Here is an 18,830-nt window from a genome sequence, read left to right as displayed (position 1 = left end):
TTCCTGCCTGTTATTACGATTTCGCTTTTGGCATCTGGGAAACCAGCGACAGGTTGACGTCCATCCCTTCCACCTGGAAGTGCGGAATCGCATACAGTTTCACGCGGAAGAAGCCCGGGTTATCTTCAATATCTTCCACCACCACTTTTGCATCACGCAGTGGATGAGATGCCTGAAGCTCGTCGCCCGGATCGGTCATTTCGGTCACCAGAGTGCGGACCCAGGTGTTCAGCTCCAGCTCCAGCAGTCGACGATCCTTGGTGGTACCGATGTTCTCGCGTTGAATCAGCTTCAGGTAGTGGGCGATACGCGACAGCAGGAAGATGTACGGCAGACGCGCGTTGATGCGGCTGTTGGCGGTCGCATCAACGGTGTCATACAGCGCCGGTTTCTGGGCGGAGTTGGCTGAGAAGAAGCAGGCGTAGTCGCGGTTTTTGTAGTAGGACAACGGAATAAAGCCCAGATTCGCGAATTCGAATTCACGCGTTTCAGGGATCATCACTTCGCTCGGGATTTTTACCTGATTGCCGGTACCCAGGTCATACAGATGGATAGGCAGATCCTGAACCGCACCGCCGGCCTGCGGGCCACGGATCTGTACACACCAGCCATTATTGATGAAGCTACGCACCATGTTGGACGCGAAGGCAAACGACGCATTCGTCCACAGGTATTTGTCGTGATCCGGACCTTTGACTTCTTCGACATAGTTGAAGCTGCGAACCGGAACGGTATCCGGGCCATACGGCAGTCGTCCCAGTACGCGGGGCATCACCAGACCGATGTAGCGAGCGTCGTCCGTATCACGGAACGATTTCCACTTGATGTACTCGGCGCGATCAAAATAGTTGCCAATATCTTTAATCGCAGCGACGTCTTCCATTGACTCCTTGAGGAAGAATTTCGGGCCTGCTGAGCCGATAAACGGCATATGTGCAGCTGCGGATACTTTTGAGATGTTGCGCAGCAGAGCGACATCCTGCGCTGAAGCATCGAACTCATAAGCGGAAATCAGCGCCGCAATCGGCTCGCCGCCAGGGGTATCATATTCATCAATATAGGCGTGTTTATACAGGCCACTCTGGATGATTTCCGGGCTGTCTTCAAAGTCCTGGCGCAGCTCTTCTTTAGACATGCTCAGAAGCTCAATTTTCACGTTCTGGCGAAAATCCGTTTTATCAACCAGCGACTTCACGCCGCGCCACAGGCTCTCAACCGCCTGAAACTCTTCATGGTGCATAACGGCGTCGAGCTGGCGGCTTATCTGGTAATCGAGCTCAGCGATGTGATGATCGATCAGGCTTTTATCCAGTTTTTCGACTTTCGAGCCTGCCTTGGTCAGGCATTCCAGAAAGACCTGCATACCTGCGGTCAGACGCTCGTCAGCGGTCGCATCGGACATCGCCTGTGCATCTTGCCAGATGTCCAGCGCACTCAGCTCGGAGACAGGATTCAGATTGATTTTCTCAAACAGTGAGGCGTATACACCACCCACAGCAGGACGTTCCAGCACCACGCTTTCCCCGCCAGCAATATTATTTTGTACAGACATGAGCATTCCTTGATTAATCCGTTAAAACAGCATGATGGTTAAGGTTGTTTTGAAGCCAGTGCGGACAGTTCATTTCGCAACTCAGCACTAAGCGACTGGTCAACAACGATTTTTTCCAGCTCTTTTCGGAAAGTCTGGTTATCCAACAGGTTAGCTTTGAGATCGCGAAGCAAGTTGCGCATCGCCAGCATCGCCTTCAGCTGCGGAATTTGGGCAGCCACCTGCTCTGGCGTGAAATCTTTCATGCTCTGGAAAGTCAGCTGAATGTTGTCTTCACCACCATCGTCAGACAGTGTATTTTTTACGGCCAGGTTAACTTTTGGGGAATATTCGGAAAGAACGCTATCAAAATTATTTTTGGTGATGTTAATCTTTTCACGCTCAGATATTGTCGCAGATTCCTGCCCGTTGCTGAAATCACCCGTAACAAGCAATTTCAAGGGTAATTCCATTTTCTTGCTTGCTCCGCCAGTATGCAGGTCAAGCTTCAGGTTAATACGTGCCTTAGGCACCTCGTTCTGAAAACTGTCAGCCATCTAATCATCCCTCTTTGTTTTGCTATGCCAACTTCACGGTATCGTTCTTGATGCGCAATAATAGAATAATGATCGGAACAAAATCAAATACACAGATCATTTATCCGAGACAAGAATTTTCTTAAGAATTTTCCACTAAGACATTATCGCAAATTGCTCAATCAACTCAGAAAAAGAAACTGCTCTTTTCTCACAAATCGAATATTTGTATCGCCGAAGGGATTGCAGCCAGAGAGATATTAATAAAAACATCTTATTTTGATTTGCATCACGGCACTATGTCAAAAAACAAGAAAGAACTGCAATATTTTATTGCAGTATGATTAAAAGAAGAGAAAAGTGGGTGATAAAAGACGACTATTACATTGAGGATATGAATAATAAATAAGATTTTTCACAAAGAAAATTCTTATTTATTAGGTAAGGAAGAAATAAACGAGAAATAATTAATTTGCCGTAACTCAACAATGCCATTCTTTTTCGTTACGTCTTCCATCCGATCGCCAGGGCTTCTGCTCTCCGCTCAGTCAGGAAAAACGCTTTCAATGCGACTTTCTATAAAATCTGTAAAATCAAGCACCTCCTTAACTGCCGCTTTTTTAATCAAAAACGAGTAATAGCACATATCGTATAACGGTGCTACATTACGCCGCCCGCCCAAATCAGCAGTGGCCAGGCAACGCCGTAAAGTTCGGTAAAGCCTGCAACCATCACCTTGAAGAACGGTCTTATCGGCACGTCGTATCGCAAACTCTGCGCTACCTTTACAGGCTTCACATAGGTTTTACTATTTTGTCTCAATCCAAATTTCAACGCGCGTTTATACACCCGCGTTACTGGTTTACATGGTTTGGTCTTGGCGTTCTCTGGCTGCTGGTTCAACTTCCGTACCCTGTCCTGCGTTTGCTGGGGTCGAAACTGGGCAGCGCTTCCCGCTTCTTCCTGAAACGCCGCGAATCCATCGCGCGTAAAAATATTGAGCTTTGCTTTCCGCATTACAATGCCGAAGAGCGCGAGAAACTCATCGCTGAAAACTTCAAGTCTATCGGCATGGCGCTGCTTGAAACCGGCATGGCCTGGTTCTGGCCGGATGAGCGCGTCCGCAAGTGGTTTGACGTGGAAGGGCTGGATAACCTTAAACGCGCACAGATGCAAAAACGCGGCGTGATGGTCGTCGGCGTTCACTTTATGTCGCTGGAACTGGGTGGCCGCGTGATGGGCCTATGCCAGCCAATGATGGCGACCTATCGACCACACAACAGTCCGCTGATGGAGTGGGTACAAACGCGTGGCCGCATGCGTTCGAATAAGGCGATGATCAGCCGTAATAACCTGCGCGGTATGGTCGGGGCTCTGAAGAAAGGTGAAGCCGTCTGGTTTGCCCCCGATCAGGATTATGGACGTAAAGGCAGCAGCTTTGCGCCTTTCTTTGCGGTTAAAGATGTTGCGACGACCAACGGCACCTTTGTCATTTCTCGTTTGTCGGGCGCTTCCATGCTGACCGTGACGATGGTGAGAAAAGCAGATAAATCAGGCTATCGTCTGCACATCTCTCCTGAGATGGCTAACTATCCTGAAAACGAGTGCGAAGCCGCGGCGTTTATCAATAAAGTCATCGAAACTGAAATCATGCGTGCGCCAGAGCAGTATCTGTGGATGCATCGTCGTTTCAAAACCCGCCCTATTGGCGAAGCCTCGCTCTATATTTAAGCTCTTCAGAAAGGTTAGTTTCGCTAAGAAACTAACCTTTTCAATCACCTGTCATCCGTTAAGAAACCGTTTTTCATTGCGTCGCCCAAAGTGAATTTATTGCGATGCGAAATCAAACTGTCGCCGTTCCACGACACTCGTAAGTGACGGAAATTATTTAAAAAAATCCCTCTTGTCACCCCTCATTTTTAGGCGTACATTAGCGCCGTCTGGCAACAGGAAAGCACAGAATTCTGAGCTGGAGTGAGCGGCGAAACGGGAAAATTCTCATTTCCGCTTTGACCGGATTTCAGTTCTCTATAATCAGGTGGACTCTGTTTTTAAATGCGTACCACAAGATACGCGGAGCGATGAAACGTGAAATATTTCTTTATGGGCATTTCGGTGATTGTTTTAGTCTGGGCCGGAACCTTTGCCCTGATGATCTAGTGAAGAACATGCAGTCAAAAAAACAGGAGCCATTGGCTCCTGTTTTTTTATGTCATGATGACGCGGGATTTTCAGCCACGCTCTTCGAGGAGAGAAGCCCGTCGGCCCGGAACATACTCTTGATGCCCCTCACCGCCTGACGAATGCGGTCGCTATTTTCAATCAGGGCAAACCGCACATGGGTGTCGCCATAATCACCAAAGCCAATTCCCGGTGATACGCACACCTTCGCATCCTGGAGCAGCTTTTTGGCAAACTCCAGCGATCCCATCGCCGCGTATGGTTCCGGAATTTTCGCCCAGACGTACATGGACGCCTTCGGCATTTCCACCATCCAGCCCGCTTCATGCAAGCCTTTTACCAGCACGTCGCGACGGCGCTTATACTGAGCGGCAATCTCGTGGACGCACTGCTGGTCGCCCTCAAGAGCAGCGATAGCCGCAACCTGCAGCGGCGTGAAGGTGCCGTAGTCGTGGTAACTCTTAATACGCGCCAGTGCACTCACCAGCGTTTTGTTACCCACCATAAAGCCAATACGCCAGCCCGCCATGTTGTAGCTTTTCGACAGGGTGAAGAACTCTACCGCCACGTCACGCGCGCCCGGGACCTGCATAATAGATGGCGCTTTCCAGCCATCATACACGATGTCGGCATAGGCTAAATCGTGAACCACCAGCACGTCATAACGCTTCGCCAGCGCGACCACTTTCTCGAAGAAATCGAGCTCCACGCACTGGGCCGTTGGGTTCGACGGGAAACCGAGGATCATCATCTTCGGTTTCGGATAGCTTTCGCGAATCGCACGTTCCAGTTCGTTAAAGAAATCGACCCCTTCCACCAGCGGAACCGAACGGACCTGCGCCCCGGCAATCACCGCACCGTAGATGTGGATTGGGTAGCTGGGATTCGGTACCAGCACCGTATCGCCATGATCCAGCGTAGCCAGCATCAGGTGTGCCAGCCCCTCTTTCGAGCCGATGGTGACAATCGCTTCACTTTCCGGATCGATATCAACCTGATAGCGATCCTGATACCAGCGCGAGATCGCGCGACGTAATCTGGGAATACCGCGGGAGGTCGAGTAACCGTGCGTATCCGGACGCTGGGCAACCGTGCAGAGTTTTTCAACGATATGCGGTGGCGTTGGGCCGTCAGGGTTACCCATGCTGAAATCAATAATATCTTCGCCGCGCCGACGCGCAGCCATCTTCAGTTCAGCGGTGATATTGAAAACATAAGGGGGGAGACGATCGATACGCGTAAAACGGCGTTCAGGACTGAATTCAGCCATAGATTCCTCAGATTAACGTTAGCGCCCGGACCGTCCGAGCGACGCTGCCACCGATGTGGCGTGCTTAGAAAATAACCTGAAAAAAATCACGCTGTCGAGAGGGAAGTGAAAAAAAAGCGATCGCCTGAAAACCGGAACCCGGCGGTGCCGAAAAGCGGAAGCCCCTGTTTCAGGGTTGGCTTTCTGATAGCTTTTATTTAACAAGATGATATCAAAACGGTTACCTGACGATACGCAGGCTATAAAAAATCAGGACGTGTCCGTTACTGACAGACAATCCCCTTTAGAAATTATGGTTTTTCCTCATTTGATAAACCTGACGGATAGCTGGTCAACACGCGTCAGGTTTTTTATCATGGTTCTTTCCCGTTTTCCCAGGTCTACTCGTGCACGAAATATTCACTATGCTGCTGGCGGTTTTTGACCGTGCAGCATTAATGCTGATTTGCCTGTTTTTCCTCATTCGCATTCGCCTGTTTCGCGAGCTATTGCACAAATCCGCACACTCGCCAAAAGAGCTGTTGGCCGTTACCGCCATCTTTTCGCTGTTCGCCCTGTTCAGCACCTGGTCTGGCGTGCCGGTAGAGGGTTCGCTGGTTAACGTGCGCATTATCGCCGTGATGTCCGGCGGAATTTTGTTTGGCCCGTGGGTGGGTGTCATTACCGGCGTGATTGCCGGAACCCATCGCTACCTGATTGATATCGGCGGCGTCACGGCGGTGCCCTGCTTTATTACCAGCATTATCGCCGGGGTGCTCTCCGGCTGGATCAGCCGCAAAATCCCGAAAAAACAGCGCTGGCGCGCAGGGATCGTGGCGGGCATGGTGTGCGAAACGCTGACCATGATCCTGGTCGTCGTCTGGGCCCCGACCACCGAACTTGGGCTGGATATCGTCTCGAAAATCGGTATTCCGATGATCCTGGGCAGCGTGTGCATCGGCTTTATCGTGCTGCTGGTGCAAAGCGTTGAAGGGGAAAAAGAGGCCAGCGCCGCCCGTCAGGCCAAGCTGGCGCTGGATATCGCCAACAAAACGCTGCCGCTCTTCCGCCACGTTAACGCGGAGTCGTTGCGTCAGGTCTGCGAAATCATTCGCCATGACATCCACGCTGACGCTGTCGCCATCACCAATATTGACCACGTGCTGGCCTACGTTGGCGTCGGGGAGCACAACTATCGCGATAATGATGACACCATCAGCCCAACCACCCGACAGGCCATTAACTACGGTAAAATCATTATTAAAAACAATGATGAAGCCCACCGAACGCCGGAAATCCACTCCATGCTGGTGATTCCGCTGTGGGAGAAGGGCGTCGTGACGGGCACGCTGAAAATTTATTACTGCCACGCGCATCAGATCACCTCCACGCTGCAGGAGATGGCCATCGGCCTGTCGCAGATTATCTCCACCCAGCTGGAAGTATCCCGGGCGGAACAACTGCGTGAGATGGCAAATAAGGCAGAGCTGCGCGCGCTGCAGAGCAAAATCAATCCCCATTTCCTGTTTAACGCGCTGAACGCGATCTCCTCGTCCATTCGTCTTAATCCGGACACCGCGCGCCAGCTGATTTTTAACCTGTCGCGCTATCTGCGCTACAACATCGAGCTGAAAGATGACGAGCAGATCGACATCAAAAAAGAGCTGTATCAGATTAAAGACTACATCGCGATTGAGCAGGCGCGCTTTGGTGACAAGCTCACGGTCATTTACGATATTGATGAAGAGGTCAACTGCGTGATCCCAAGCCTGCTTATCCAGCCGCTGGTCGAAAACGCGATTGTTCACGGCATTCAGCCGTGTAAAGGCAAAGGCGTCGTCACCATCAGCGTCACCGAAAGCGGCAACCGCGTACGTATTGCCGTGCGCGATACCGGCCACGGAATTGATCCAAAAGTCATTGAGCGGGTGGAGTCTAACGAGATGCCTGGAAATAAAATCGGCCTGCTGAACGTGCACCACCGGGTCAAGCTGCTTTACGGCGACGGGCTGAATATTCAGCGTCTTGAACCGGGCACCGAAATTGCGTTTTACGTCCCGAACGAGCGCTCTCCCGTTCATTCGGCAACATCACTGTTGCCCCAGGTGGAGTAACCCATGAAAGTCATCATCGTAGAAGATGAAATTCTGGCTCAACAGGAGCTAACCTGGCTTATCAACACCCACAGCCAGATGGAAATTGTGGGTACCTTTGATGACGGTCTGGACGTGCTGAAGTTTCTGCAGCATAACCGGGTCGATGCCATCTTCCTGGACATCAATATTCCGTCGCTGGATGGCGTATTGCTGGCGCAAAACATCAATCAGTTTGCCCATAAGCCGTTTATTGTGTTCGTGACCGCCTGGAAAGAGCACGCCGTAGAGGCCTTCGAGCTGGAGGCATTTGACTATATCCTTAAGCCTTACCAGGAGTCGCGGATTGTCAGCATGCTGCAAAAGCTGGAGGCCGCGTGGCAGCAGCAGACCGCCCCTGCAAACGCCAGCCCAACGGTACGGGAAAACGACACCATTAATTTGGTCAAAGATGAGCGCATCATCGTGACGCCGGTCAATGATATCTACTATGCCGAAGCCCATGAAAAGATGACGTTTGTCTATACGCGACGGGAATCTTACGTGATGGCGATGAACATCACCGAGTTTTGCAGCAAGCTGCCTGCGTCGCACTTTTTCCGCTGCCACCGCTCGTTCTGCGTCAATTTAAACAAGATCCGCGAGATCGAACCCTGGTTTAACAACACCTACATTTTGCGTCTGAAGGATCTGGATTTTCAGGTGCCGGTGAGCCGCAGCAAGGTAAAAGAGTTCCGCCAGCTCATGCACCTGTAACAAAAAAGCCCTCTCCTGCGGGAGAGGGCTATGCGTCAGAGGATTTGACCGAGAACCTGACGCAGGTGGGCACCCGACCCCAGCAGGCCTGGGTTATCATGCACGATCAGATAAACCGGAATGTCCTGCACGTAGCTTCTGAAGCGCCCTTTATCCTCAAACCCGCCGCGGAAGCCGGAGGCTTTAAAGAACTCCAGGAAGCGCGGCACAATGCCGCCCGCGATATAAACGCCCCCGAAGGTACCCAGCGTCAGCGCCAGGTTGCCGCCGAAGCGCCCCATGATCACGCAGAACAGCGACAGGGCACGACGGCAGTCAATGCAGCTGTCCGCCAGCGCGCGTTCGGTGACGTCTTTCGGCTGCAGATTTTCCGGCAGACGACCGTCCGATTTCACAATCGCCCGGTACAGGTTCACCAGCCCCGGTCCTGACAGCACGCGCTCGGCGGAGACGTGGCCGATCTCCGCGCGTAATTCTTCGAGGATAATGCCCTCTTCTTCGCTGTTTGGCGCAAAGTCCACGTGACCACCTTCACCCGGCAGGCTCACCCAGCGCTGAGCGACATGCACCAGATGTGAAACGCCCAGCCCGGTACCGGCCCCGTAAACCGCAATCGGCTTACCTTCGACCGGTTCAGCGCCGCCAAACTGGATCAGATGCTCAGGCTTCAGCATCGGGATCGCCATGGACACCGCGGTAAAGTCATTGATGATTTCAAGATGCGCAAAGCCGAGGTTTTTTTTCATCTCGGCGATGGAGAATGCCCAGGTATGGTTGGTCATGGCGACCCAGTCGCCGGTTATCGGGCAGGCAATGGCGATGCAGCCATCTTCGACGCTTATCTGATGCTCCTCCAGATAGACGCGGACAACGGCCTCAAGGCTTGGATAATCGAGACCGGAATAGGTTTTCGCCCGGGAAATTTCACCGCTATTTACATCGCATAATGCAAGGCGCGCATTCGTGCCGCCCACATCGCCTACCAAAGCATACTTTGTCATTCTTCTACTGCTCCGCTAAAGTCAGAATAAATCTTTGGGACACTGTAAATTCAAGGCGTGATAACAACAACGACCGGAAGGTGAATGCCCATGGATTATCGATCTTCGTCACAGAATAACTTTACCGTTTCAGCACCTTTTGCACTATTGCCATAAGGCTTAATGTGCAAAGTAACGTAATACCGTTTTGTACAAGGAAATCATCATGCTTCACCCGCGAGCCAGAACCATGCTGTTGCTGGCAATTCCGGCGCTCATCATTGGCGTGGTTTCAAGTCTGGTCCTTATTGTCGTGATGAAAGTCGCGTCGGTGCTGCAAACACTATTATGGAACGCGCTTCCTGCAGGGCTGGGCGTCACCGCTGACTCTCCTGCCTGGATCGTTGGGATGCTGACGTTAACCGGTATTGCGGTGGGCCTGGTGATCCGTTTTAGTCCAGGTCATGCTGGCCCCGATCCGGCACTGGAACCGTTGATCGGTGCCCCGGTAGCCCCCTCGGCGTTGCCAGGGCTAATTATTGCGCTGATTATCGGTCTGGCTGGAGGCGTTAGTCTGGGACCTGAGCATCCGATTATGGCCGTGAACATTGGCCTGGCGGTTTTTCTTGGCTCACGCATTTTGCCCCGCGTTGGCGCGCTGGACTGGACTATTCTCGCCTCCGCAGGCACCATCGGGGCGCTCTTCGGCACGCCCGTTGCGGCGGCACTGATCTTTTCTCAGACGCTCAGCAGTAACAACGATGTCCCACTCTGGGACAAGCTCTTTGCCCCACTGATGGCCGCCGCCGCCGGAGCGTTGACGACCAGCCTGTTTTCCCATCCCCATTTTTCACTCTCTCTCCCCCACTACGGCCAGATGCAAATCGCCGATATTTTCAGCGGTGCCATCGTCGCCGCCATCGCCATTGCGCTGGGCATGGTGGCAGTATGGTGTCTTCCACGCCTTCACCGGCTGATGCACAGACTCAAACACCCGGTGCTGATTCTGGGGGCTGGCGGTTTGATTCTGGGTATTTTAGGTACGATCGGCGGGCCGGTGACGCTGTTTAAAGGACTGGACGAGATGCAGCAGCTGGCCTTCAGCCAGGTGTTTAGCGTCTCCGACTATCTGCTGTTTGCCGTGATCAAGCTGGCAGCGCTGGTGGTGGCGGCCGCCTGCGGTTTCCGTGGTGGACGCATCTTCCCGGCGGTCTTTGTCGGCGTTGCGCTGGGGCTGATGCTGCACGAGCATGTCGATGCCGTTCCGGCTGCGATTACCGTTTCCTGCTCGATTCTGGGGCTGGTGCTGGTGGTCACGCGCGATGCCTGGCTGAGCCTCTTCATGGCCGCCGTGGTGGTACCGGATACCACCCTCATCCCGTTACTTTGCATCGTGATGTTGCCCGCCTGGCTCCTGCTGGCGGGCAAACCGATGATGATGGCCTGGCGAAACGACAAATAATCAGGCGCTGTTGCGCGCTTCCAGCGCTTTGGTGATCGCCCCCAGCAGCGGAGGGATATCAGCTTTCGGCAGCATCACCTCAATCAGCGAGAGCCGCTCGTGGTGCGCCACTTTCTCAAGGACGTCCGCCAGCTGCTCCGCTTCACTGACCCGCCAGCACTGGGCCTGAGGATCAAGGCTCAGGGCCTGCGGGATTTGCGTCCAGTTCCATAGCGCAATGTCGTTGTAACGCTGCTCAGGCCCGTGGATCGCTCTTTCCACCGTGTACCCTTCGTTGTTCAGGACCAGAATGATGGGGTGTTGTTTATCCCGCAGCATCGAGCCAAGCTCCTGGATAGTAAGTTGCGCCGCGCCATCCCCCGTCAGGACAATCACGCGCCGGTTCGGGCAGGCCGTTTGCGCGCCAAATGCTGCCGCCAGCGTATAGCCAATCGATCCCCACAGCGGCTGGACGATAAAATTCACGTCAGCCGGCAGACGAAGGTCGATCGCGCCGAAGGCCGAGGTGCCCTGATCCGCAAGAATGATGTCTCCCGGACGAATAAATGTCTGCAACGTTTGCCAGAAATTCGCCTGCGTCAGCGAGCCATCCGGCTGCGGGTAGGCCATCGCGCTTTGAGAAGACTGCGCGGGCGTCTCGTGCACGTGCTGTTTGCACAGTTCCACCAGCGTTTCGATTGCCTGAAGCATAGGGATGCCGGTAAACCAGAGATCACCAACGCGTGAGGCATGAGGCTGAACTTCTATCGTTTGTGCCGGGGTGAGCTGATGCGTGAAGCCGGCGGTCAGGGTATCGGTAAATCGCGTGCCGATGCACAGTACGGTATCCGCCCCTTCAATCGCCTCTTTTACCGCACCGGCGCTCGCTGAACCGCTGTAGGTGCCATAAAATCCGGCGTGACGTTCGTCAAATATCCCTTTGCCCATCAGCATGGTGGCGTGTGCCATCGGCACGTCTTTGACCCATTTTTGTAGCGCATGCTTCAGACCGTGGCGCAGGACAAGGAAATCGGCCAGCAGCGCAGTACGCTTGCTCCTGGCAAGCTTGTTTTCTGCGGCGTCCCGGAACGCTTTCAGGCAGGCACTATCGGCATGTGGATGCCTGAGCGTGAGAGCGTTTACAGGGGGAGTGGCGGCCTTTTTTGCCACGTCGGCAGGCAACATCAGATAGCCGGGGCGACGCTCCCGGAGCATTGTCGTTAACACCCGGTCGATTTCATAACAGGCGTTTTGTTCGGTCAGGATCGCCTGTGCAGCAGTGATCGGCTCGCTCATATGATAAAAATGACGAAACTCACCGTCGCCAAGCGTGTGGTGCAGCAGCTCCCCTCTTTGCTGTGATGCCGTACCCGGTGCCCCCACAATATGCAAGACCGGAACGTGCTCGGCGAAGCTGCCCGCAATGCCGTTCATGGCGCTTAACTCTCCTACGCCAAATGTCGTCAGCAGCGCGGCAAAGCCCTTACATCGGGCGTATCCGTCAGCGGCATAAGAAGCGTTTAACTCGTTGGCACAGCCCACCCAGCAGATATCCGGGCTGTCTATCACATGGTCGAGAAACTGCAGGTTATAGTCGCCCGGCACGCCAAACAGATGATCGGCTCCACAATCATTAAGACGGTCCAGCAGGTAATCGGCGACGCAGTATGGGGTACGCATGAACAGGTATCCTTCTAATGTTGACCTCACCTTGAGTATTAAATAAGCGTGATGGCTGTCCAGAATTGGTGATAAGAAGGGCATGGAAAGAATGCTTTACAAAAAAGGCTGCGCTATGCTGCTTTTTTTCACGAAAATGTAAACGCATACACTGATTTTTCACTTCAGCGCCAGAGGTCACGAAAATGGGTTATCAGCCGGACAAAAATCGTTACTGGACAATGGAGTATCGCCGCTGCGGGCGAAGCGGACTCAGGTTGCCTGCCATCTCGCTTGGGCTGTGGCATAACTTTGGTGACACCACCCTTATCGAAAACAGCCGTCAACTTTTACAGCGTGCGTTCGATCTGGGCATTACGCATTTCGACCTTGCCAACAACTATGGCCCGCCCCCCGGATCGGCCGAACGTAATTTTGGACGTATTTTGCAGGAGGATTTCCTGCCCTGGCGCGACGAGCTAATCATCTCCACCAAAGCGGGTTATACCATGTGGGAGGGGCCTTACGGCGACTGGGGGTCACGTAAATATCTGCTGGCAAGCCTCGATCAAAGCCTGAAGCGCACGGGGCTGGAGTATGTGGATATCTTCTATCATCACCGGCCAGATCCGGAAACGCCGCTGCAGGAAACCATGAAAGCGCTTGACCATGTGGTGCGTCAGGGGAAGGCTTTGTATGTCGGATTATCCAACTACCCGGCTGTTCTGGCTCGCCAGGCGATTGATATCCTTAATGACCTCGGGACGCCCTGCCTGATCCACCAGCCGAAATACTCCCTCTTTGAACGTGCGCCGGAAGCGGGGCTGCTGGACGTGTTGCAGAAAAAAGGAGTCGGCTGTATTCCCTTCTCGCCGCTGGCCGGCGGGCAACTGACCAATCGCTATCTGAACGGCATCCCCGCAGACTCACGCGCGGCTAGCGGCAGTCAGTTCCTTAAACCCGATCAGCTCACCGAAGAGAAGCTGGAGAAAGTCAGGAAGCTGAATGCCCTGGCAGAAAGTCGCGGCCAGAAGCTGTCCCAGATGGCGCTGGCCTGGGTATTACGCCATGAGGAAGTGACGTCGGTGCTGATTGGGGCAAGTAAAGCGGCTCAGATTGATGACGCCGTGGGGATGCTGGCAAACCGCCATTTCTCTGCAGAAGAGTTGGCCCGTATAGACGCGATCCTGAGCAGCTCAATATAACATCACTTTTAGCAAAAAGTGCTCTCACCCAGGAATTCGGAGTTGAGGCGATGATACGACGCTTTACCAACTCGTAAAATTGCGTTAACAGGCCCAACAAAGGCCCCGATCGTGAAGGAGAAAGAGTATGTTCAGGTCACTGATTCTTGCAGCGGTATTACTGGCTTCGGCGCCGCTGATCGCCACTGCGGGCGAAATCACCCTGTTGCCATCAGTAAAACTACAAATTGGCGATCGTGACGACTACGGCAGATACTGGGACGGCGGCTACTGGCGCGACCGTGATTACTGGCATCGTCACTATGAGTGGCGCGGCGATCGCTGGTGGAAACATGATAACGGCAGACACCGCGGCTGGTATAAAGACAGCGCCTATGAGCGCGGTTACCGTGAAGGCTGGAACGATCGTGACGACCGTCGCGGCGGCTGGGGTCGCGGCAAAGGTCATGGTCACGGCCACCATCACTAATCAAAAAGGAGCCTCCACGGCTCCTTTTTTTGTTAAAGACCCAGCGCAGTTCCCACTAACAACCACAGGTTCAGCGCCACGACCACCACCACGATGGCCCACCCGGTTCGTTTCACCAGCGTTGAGTTGACCAGCTCGCCCATCAGAGTTTTTTTGCTGGTAAAGATCAGCAGCGGCACCAGCGCCAGCGCAATACCAAAACTCAGCAGCACCTGGCTCATGACCAGAATTCGCGTTGGGTCGAGTCCCATCAGAATCACCACAAATGACGGCAGCATGGTGACGGAACGACGAACCCACAGCGGAATATGGAACCGGACAAACCCCTGCATCACCACCTGGCCTGCCAGCGTACCCACCACCGTAGAAGAGAGCCCAGCAGCCACCAGGCTAAGGCCAAATATCGTGGCGGCAGCATGGCTCAGCAACGGCTCCAGCGTGAGATAGGCCTGGTCGAGATCGGCAATACCGGTATGACCGTTAAAGTGGAAAGCTGCGGCTGCAGTAGCCATCATCGCCAGATTGACAAACCCCGCGATGGTCATGGCGATCGCCACGTCCCACTTGGTGGCGGAGTAACGTTCTTTACGCGTCCCACCGTGGAGATGCTGAGTCAGCGAGGAGTGGAGATAGATCACATGCGGCATGATGGTCGCCCCCAGCACCCCGGCGGCCAGGAACACCGCTTCCGAGGTCGGCAGGCTTGGGATCGCCATTCCTTTACCGAGTTGCGCCAGATTCGGCTGTGAGAAGATTAGCTCAACGATATAGGCCGCCGCGACAAACAGCAGCAGACCGCCAATGACCTTCTCCAGCGGCTTTTGACCCCGACGCTGCAGCATCAGGATCAGGAACGTGGCAATCCCGGTGAGGACCGCCCCCTGCAACAGCGACACACCCAGAATCAGCTTAAAGCCGATCGCTGCGCCGATAAATTCAGCAAGGTCAGTGGCCATGGCGATGATTTCAGCCTGAACCCAGTAGAGCCAGACCGCGGGACGCGGATAATGGTCGCGAATTTGCTCCGCCAGGTTTTTGCCCGTCGCAATCCCCAGCTTTGCGGAGAGCATCTGAATCAGCATTGCCATCAGGTTTGCCCAGACGACCACCCAGAGCAGCTTATAACCGAAGCTGGCCCCGGCCTGAATATTGGTCGCAAAGTTACCTGGATCGATATAACCAATGGCAGCGATGAACGCAGGTCCCATTAATGCGAACCGCAACTTGCGCGCTGCTCTGCCACTGCTACCCTCTACGCGACTGTTTGTCATTTCTGCCTCTGAAATATAGCCTTTGCTATGTTTAATGCTATCAAAATGAGAATGATTATCAAGATCATTTATGAAGTTTGCAGTGATTTCTCTGATAGCTTTGAACGATAGACGGGCGGGTAAGTGGGGCGATCTAACTGAAACTGAAATCGCGCATGCTTTTGTGAAGACTAGCACACAAACTTAACTTTTCACTCATTTACCTAACATAACAAAAATGTATTGTGGATCACTATTTTTGAGACTCGTCACAGGATGTAACTATAGTGTGTCCTCGATCTCGTTTTCTTTTCGCTTGTTACATAGAATGTGCACGAAAATTAAACCTGCCTCATATTTGGAGCAAATATGGACCGCGTCCTTCATTTTGTCCTGGCACTTGTTGTCGTTACTGCACTCGCATTGCTGGTCAGCACAGACCGCAAAAAAATTCGTATTCGTTATGTTGTCCAACTGCTGGTCATTGAAGTTTTACTTGCGTGGTTCTTCCTGAACTCCAACGTAGGCCTCGGCTTCGTGAAAGGCTTCTCCGAAATGTTCGAAAAACTGCTCGGATTCGCCAATGAAGGGACCAACTTTGTCTTCGGTAAAATGAACGACGAAGGTCTGGCGTTCTTCTTCCTGAAGGTTCTCTGCCCTATCGTCTTCATCTCCGCGCTGATCGGTATTCTGCAGCACATCCGCGTTCTGCCGTTCGTGATTCGTGGAATTGGTTTCCTGTTATCCAAAGTGAACGGCATGGGTAAGCTGGAATCCTTCAACGCCGTCAGTTCCCTGATCCTCGGTCAGTCTGAGAACTTCATCGCGTATAAAGATATTCTCGGCAAGATGTCCCGCAACCGCATGTACACCATGGCGGCAACCGCAATGTCTACCGTTTCCATGTCTATCGTGGGCGCGTATATGACCATGCTGGAACCAAAATACGTGGTGGCAGCGCTGGTACTGAACATGTTCAGCACCTTTATCGTTCTGTCGCTGATCAACCCGTACCGCGTTGACGCCAGCGAAGAGAACATCCAGATGTCTAACCTGCACGAAGGCCAGAGCTTCTTCGAAATGCTGGGTGAATACATCCTGGCCGGTTTCAAAGTCGCGATTATCGTTGCCGCCATGCTGATCGGCTTCATTGCGCTGATTTCTGCACTGAATGCCCTGTTCGCCGCGGTGCTGGGTATCTCCTTCCAGGGCATTCTGGGCTACATCTTCTACCCTGTTGCATGGGTGATGGGTGTTCCGGCTCACGAAGCGCTGCAGGTGGGCAGTATCATGGCAACCAAACTGGTTTCTAACGAATTCGTTGCGATGATGGATCTGCAGAAAATTGCCAGCACGCTTTCTCCACGCGCGGAAGGTATTCTGTCCGTGTTCCTGGTCTCCTTCGCGAACTTCTCGTCTATCGGTATCATCGCCGGTGCGATTAAGGGTCTGAACGAAGAGCAGGGTAACGTGGTTTCTCGCTTTGGCCTGAAGCTGGTTTACGGCTCTACGCTGGTGAGCGTCCTGTCCGCATCCATCGCGGCGCTGGTTCTGTAACGTTTACCGTTAAACAAAAACCGGGAGCCTGGCTCCCGGTTTTTTTATGCCCGCAATTCTTCCAGCGGTTTGGGTTTGCCTATCAGGTATCCCTGCAGGTAATCCACACCAAAGCGAAGCAGCATCTCCCGCTGGGCCGGCGTTTCGACGTATTCCGCGACGACGCACAGCGATTTCGCCTTCGCCAGATTACACATCGACTGGACAATCATTGCATCCATGTCGTCTGTACAAATGTCTTTCACAAAGCAGCCGTCAATTTTAATGATGTCCGCCTGCAGGCGTCTGAGACGCTCGTAGTTGGCGTAGCCAGTACCAAAATCATCTATGGCAATTCGGAAACCGTAATCCCGCAACTGCTGAATATTGTTGATACTTGTGCCTGAATTTGAAAAAGCCTGCTCCTCGGTGATCTCAATCACGACGGCTTGGGGTGCCACGCCGTACCGTTCAAACAGCGCGCAAATCTCGGTCGCCACCTCTTTTTGCATCAGCGTGAGCGGCATCAGATTGACGGAGAAACGGGCGCCAGCCTGTGTTGCAGGGTGATCGCGCAGCCACAGCAGTAATTTCTCCATAATGCACATATCAAACCGATGGCTGAGGTTGAACTGGGCAATCAGCGGAATAAAGCGGTCAGGGGTGAAGATCTCGCCCTCGCTCTCCATACGCGCCAGGATTTCGTAATACCCGCTCCCGTCCGCCTTCTGGATCGGTTGCGCGTATAAATGGAACTGCCCTGCCTCAAGGGCATGCTTAATCCGCGCCAGCATCAGGACACGCTCTGTCGTTTGTCCTGATGCCGCCTCAAGGCTATTCGTGAGCGCGAGAACGTTTTGCTCTCCGCAGGCCTGCTCTGCCAGCCAGCTCAGCTGTCCCAGCGTGTGATGAAGCTTTTCGCCGTTTTCGACCATTCCCCAGGATGCGCCAAATTCAATATCCAGCCCGGTGTTGTTCCAGAAAATCTTACGGCTGTTCAGCCGATCGACCATATGCTGGAGACGCTCGGCGGTTCCCGGCCCCAGTAATACCAGCACCAGTTCGCTTCCCGGAAGCTGGAAGAGCGTCTCATCTTTCTGCAAAAGTGGCTGTAGCGACGTGGCGATCGTACGTTTGCAGTGGACCCGCATGATAATCCCGTAGTGGCGGCTCAAAAACTCCAGGTTATCCATGCGCAGAATGCACACTTTGGCATCCGGGTGAATCTCAAGATAATCTTCCAGCGCACGAATATTGGGCAAACCGGTAAGGGGATCGGTAAGCGCCCTGCCCTGCCAGCCCCGCTTCAGCCACTCGCTGCGCTGGTAAATGCGCGACATGTAAAGCAAGCAGATAGCGAAAGAAATCAACACGGAGAGGATAAAGGAGAGTGAATGGCCCGATTCGACCCCGTTCAGGAAGTTGTAGTTGTAGGTCAACAGCAGGAGCGCTGAGGTGGCCCACAGCAGAGAAATCAACGCATAGGTCAGGCGGCTTATTGCCAGGGTAAAAAGAATAAAAATCAGCGGCATCAAATAGCCCGCAATGACCGGTGATTCAAAAGGACCACATAAAATGATGAGAATGGCGCCTAAAAGCACTAGCCAGACAAAAATATATAATGGATTCTTGTGATAAAACACGGGCTTCACGCTTCGCCGCCAGAAGGTGACGGCATAACGAGGATTAATTATCATTCTTAATGGGTAATAGAACATCATGGTAAAAATCAGCCCCGCGCATATCAGGCTTTGAATATCCACAACATTATAAATTACCGTTCCTTCGCCGAAATAGGTTGAGATAGTCACCGGAAAATCAAACAAATAGCCGGTAATGACTCCAACTTATTGATAGTGTTTTATGTTCAGATAATGCCCGATGACTTTGTCATGCAACTCCACCGATTTTGAGAACGACAGCGACTTCCGTCCCAGCCGTGCC

General features: G+C 53.1%; 15 protein-coding genes and 1 pseudogene. 8 read left to right on the top strand and 8 right to left on the bottom strand.

The features are described from left to right. Positions 1–13: 13 nt before the first annotated feature. Entirely contained in the window at positions 14–1,558 is a 1,545-nt protein-coding gene (gene tssC, locus FHC48_RS20805; RefSeq protein WP_059362679.1) for a type VI secretion system contractile sheath large subunit, read from the bottom strand. A gap of 32 nt (positions 1,559–1,590) precedes the next feature. Continuing rightward, positions 1,591–2,088 carry a type VI secretion system contractile sheath small subunit gene (gene tssB, locus FHC48_RS20800; RefSeq protein WP_008501580.1) on the bottom strand — a complete coding sequence of 166 codons (498 nt, stop codon included), beginning with the start codon at positions 2,086–2,088 and terminating at the stop codon, positions 1,591–1,593. Between the two features lie 789 nt (positions 2,089–2,877). Here tssB and lpxP point away from each other — a divergent pair. Together lpxP and ypdK are read left to right on the top strand one after the other, a co-directional pair. Continuing rightward, positions 2,878–3,798, top strand: coding sequence for a kdo(2)-lipid IV(A) palmitoleoyltransferase (lpxP, locus tag FHC48_RS20795; RefSeq protein ID WP_119312287.1), 921 nt, complete (start codon positions 2,878–2,880; stop codon positions 3,796–3,798). A gap of 357 nt (positions 3,799–4,155) precedes the next feature. Next, a complete protein-coding gene (gene ypdK, locus FHC48_RS23705; protein ID WP_099458937.1) occupies positions 4,156–4,227 on the top strand; it encodes a membrane protein YpdK in 72 nt (23 codons plus the stop codon). A 52-nt stretch (positions 4,228–4,279) separates the two neighbouring features. Here the strand turns inward: ypdK and alaC are convergent, their stop codons facing one another. Continuing rightward, complete coding sequence (gene alaC, locus FHC48_RS20785) at positions 4,280–5,518, bottom strand: alanine transaminase (RefSeq protein ID WP_008501582.1); 1,239 nt, start codon at positions 5,516–5,518, stop codon at positions 4,280–4,282. Between the two features lie 386 nt (positions 5,519–5,904). Here alaC and FHC48_RS20780 point away from each other — a divergent pair, with 386 nt between their 5' ends. Together FHC48_RS20780 and FHC48_RS20775 are read left to right on the top strand one after the other, a co-directional pair. Continuing rightward, on the top strand, positions 5,905–7,611 hold the full coding sequence (locus FHC48_RS20780; protein WP_032667591.1) for a sensor histidine kinase: 1,707 nt from the start codon (positions 5,905–5,907) through the stop codon (positions 7,609–7,611). Positions 7,612–7,614: 3 nt separating this feature from the next. Then, entirely contained in the window at positions 7,615–8,346 is a 732-nt protein-coding gene (locus tag FHC48_RS20775) for a LytTR family DNA-binding domain-containing protein (protein ID WP_021241782.1), read from the top strand. 35 nt (positions 8,347–8,381) lie between these two features. Here FHC48_RS20775 and glk read toward each other — a convergent pair whose 3' ends face one another. Further along, on the bottom strand, positions 8,382–9,347 hold the full coding sequence (gene glk, locus FHC48_RS20770; RefSeq protein WP_008501585.1) for a glucokinase: 966 nt from the start codon (positions 9,345–9,347) through the stop codon (positions 8,382–8,384). 205 nt (positions 9,348–9,552) lie between these two features. Between glk and FHC48_RS20765 the strand changes: the two genes are divergently transcribed. Then, complete coding sequence (locus FHC48_RS20765; RefSeq protein WP_059362688.1) at positions 9,553–10,788, top strand: ion channel protein; 1,236 nt, start codon at positions 9,553–9,555, stop codon at positions 10,786–10,788. Here the strand turns inward: FHC48_RS20765 and ipdC are convergent, their stop codons facing one another. Then, positions 10,789–12,447, bottom strand: coding sequence for an indolepyruvate decarboxylase (ipdC, locus tag FHC48_RS20760; protein WP_045334228.1), 1,659 nt, complete (start codon positions 12,445–12,447; stop codon positions 10,789–10,791). A 185-nt stretch (positions 12,448–12,632) separates the two neighbouring features. On the opposite strand from ipdC, the gene mgrA reads away from it, so the two are divergent. Both mgrA and FHC48_RS20750 read left to right on the top strand, forming a co-directional pair. Beyond that, positions 12,633–13,631, top strand: a complete 999-nt coding sequence (mgrA, locus tag FHC48_RS20755) for an L-glyceraldehyde 3-phosphate reductase (RefSeq protein ID WP_059362691.1) — start codon at positions 12,633–12,635, stop codon at positions 13,629–13,631. A gap of 127 nt (positions 13,632–13,758) precedes the next feature. After that, positions 13,759–14,100, top strand: coding sequence for a DUF2502 domain-containing protein (locus FHC48_RS20750; RefSeq protein ID WP_008501589.1), 342 nt, complete (start codon positions 13,759–13,761; stop codon positions 14,098–14,100). Between the two features lie 32 nt (positions 14,101–14,132). On the opposite strand, the gene FHC48_RS20745 is transcribed toward FHC48_RS20750, so the two are convergent. After that, a complete protein-coding gene (locus tag FHC48_RS20745; protein ID WP_059362694.1) occupies positions 14,133–15,371 on the bottom strand; it encodes an Nramp family divalent metal transporter in 1,239 nt (412 codons plus the stop codon). 348 nt (positions 15,372–15,719) lie between these two features. Between FHC48_RS20745 and FHC48_RS20740 the strand changes: the two genes are divergently transcribed. Then, positions 15,720–16,907: a NupC/NupG family nucleoside CNT transporter gene (locus FHC48_RS20740; protein WP_008501591.1), complete on the top strand. Its 1,188-nt coding sequence runs from the start codon at positions 15,720–15,722 to the stop codon at positions 16,905–16,907. A 44-nt stretch (positions 16,908–16,951) separates the two neighbouring features. On the opposite strand, the pseudogene FHC48_RS20735 reads toward FHC48_RS20740, so the two are convergent. Together FHC48_RS20735 and FHC48_RS20730 are read right to left on the bottom strand one after the other, a co-directional pair. Next, a pseudogene (locus FHC48_RS20735) lies at positions 16,952–18,724 on the bottom strand (EAL domain-containing protein); the annotation flags it as partial. A gap of 9 nt (positions 18,725–18,733) precedes the next feature. Further along, a partial coding sequence (locus FHC48_RS20730; RefSeq protein WP_000851394.1) for an IS1 family transposase occupies positions 18,734–18,830 on the bottom strand: 97 nt, incomplete at its 5' end.

It is taken from the genome of Enterobacter sp. EC_50 (genome assembly GCF_019584525.1).
In the GTDB taxonomy this organism is placed as follows: domain Bacteria; phylum Pseudomonadota; class Gammaproteobacteria; order Enterobacterales; family Enterobacteriaceae; genus Enterobacter; species Enterobacter roggenkampii.
Note: the sequence above shows the minus strand (reverse complement) of the source record. Positions and strands in the feature narration are given on the sequence as shown.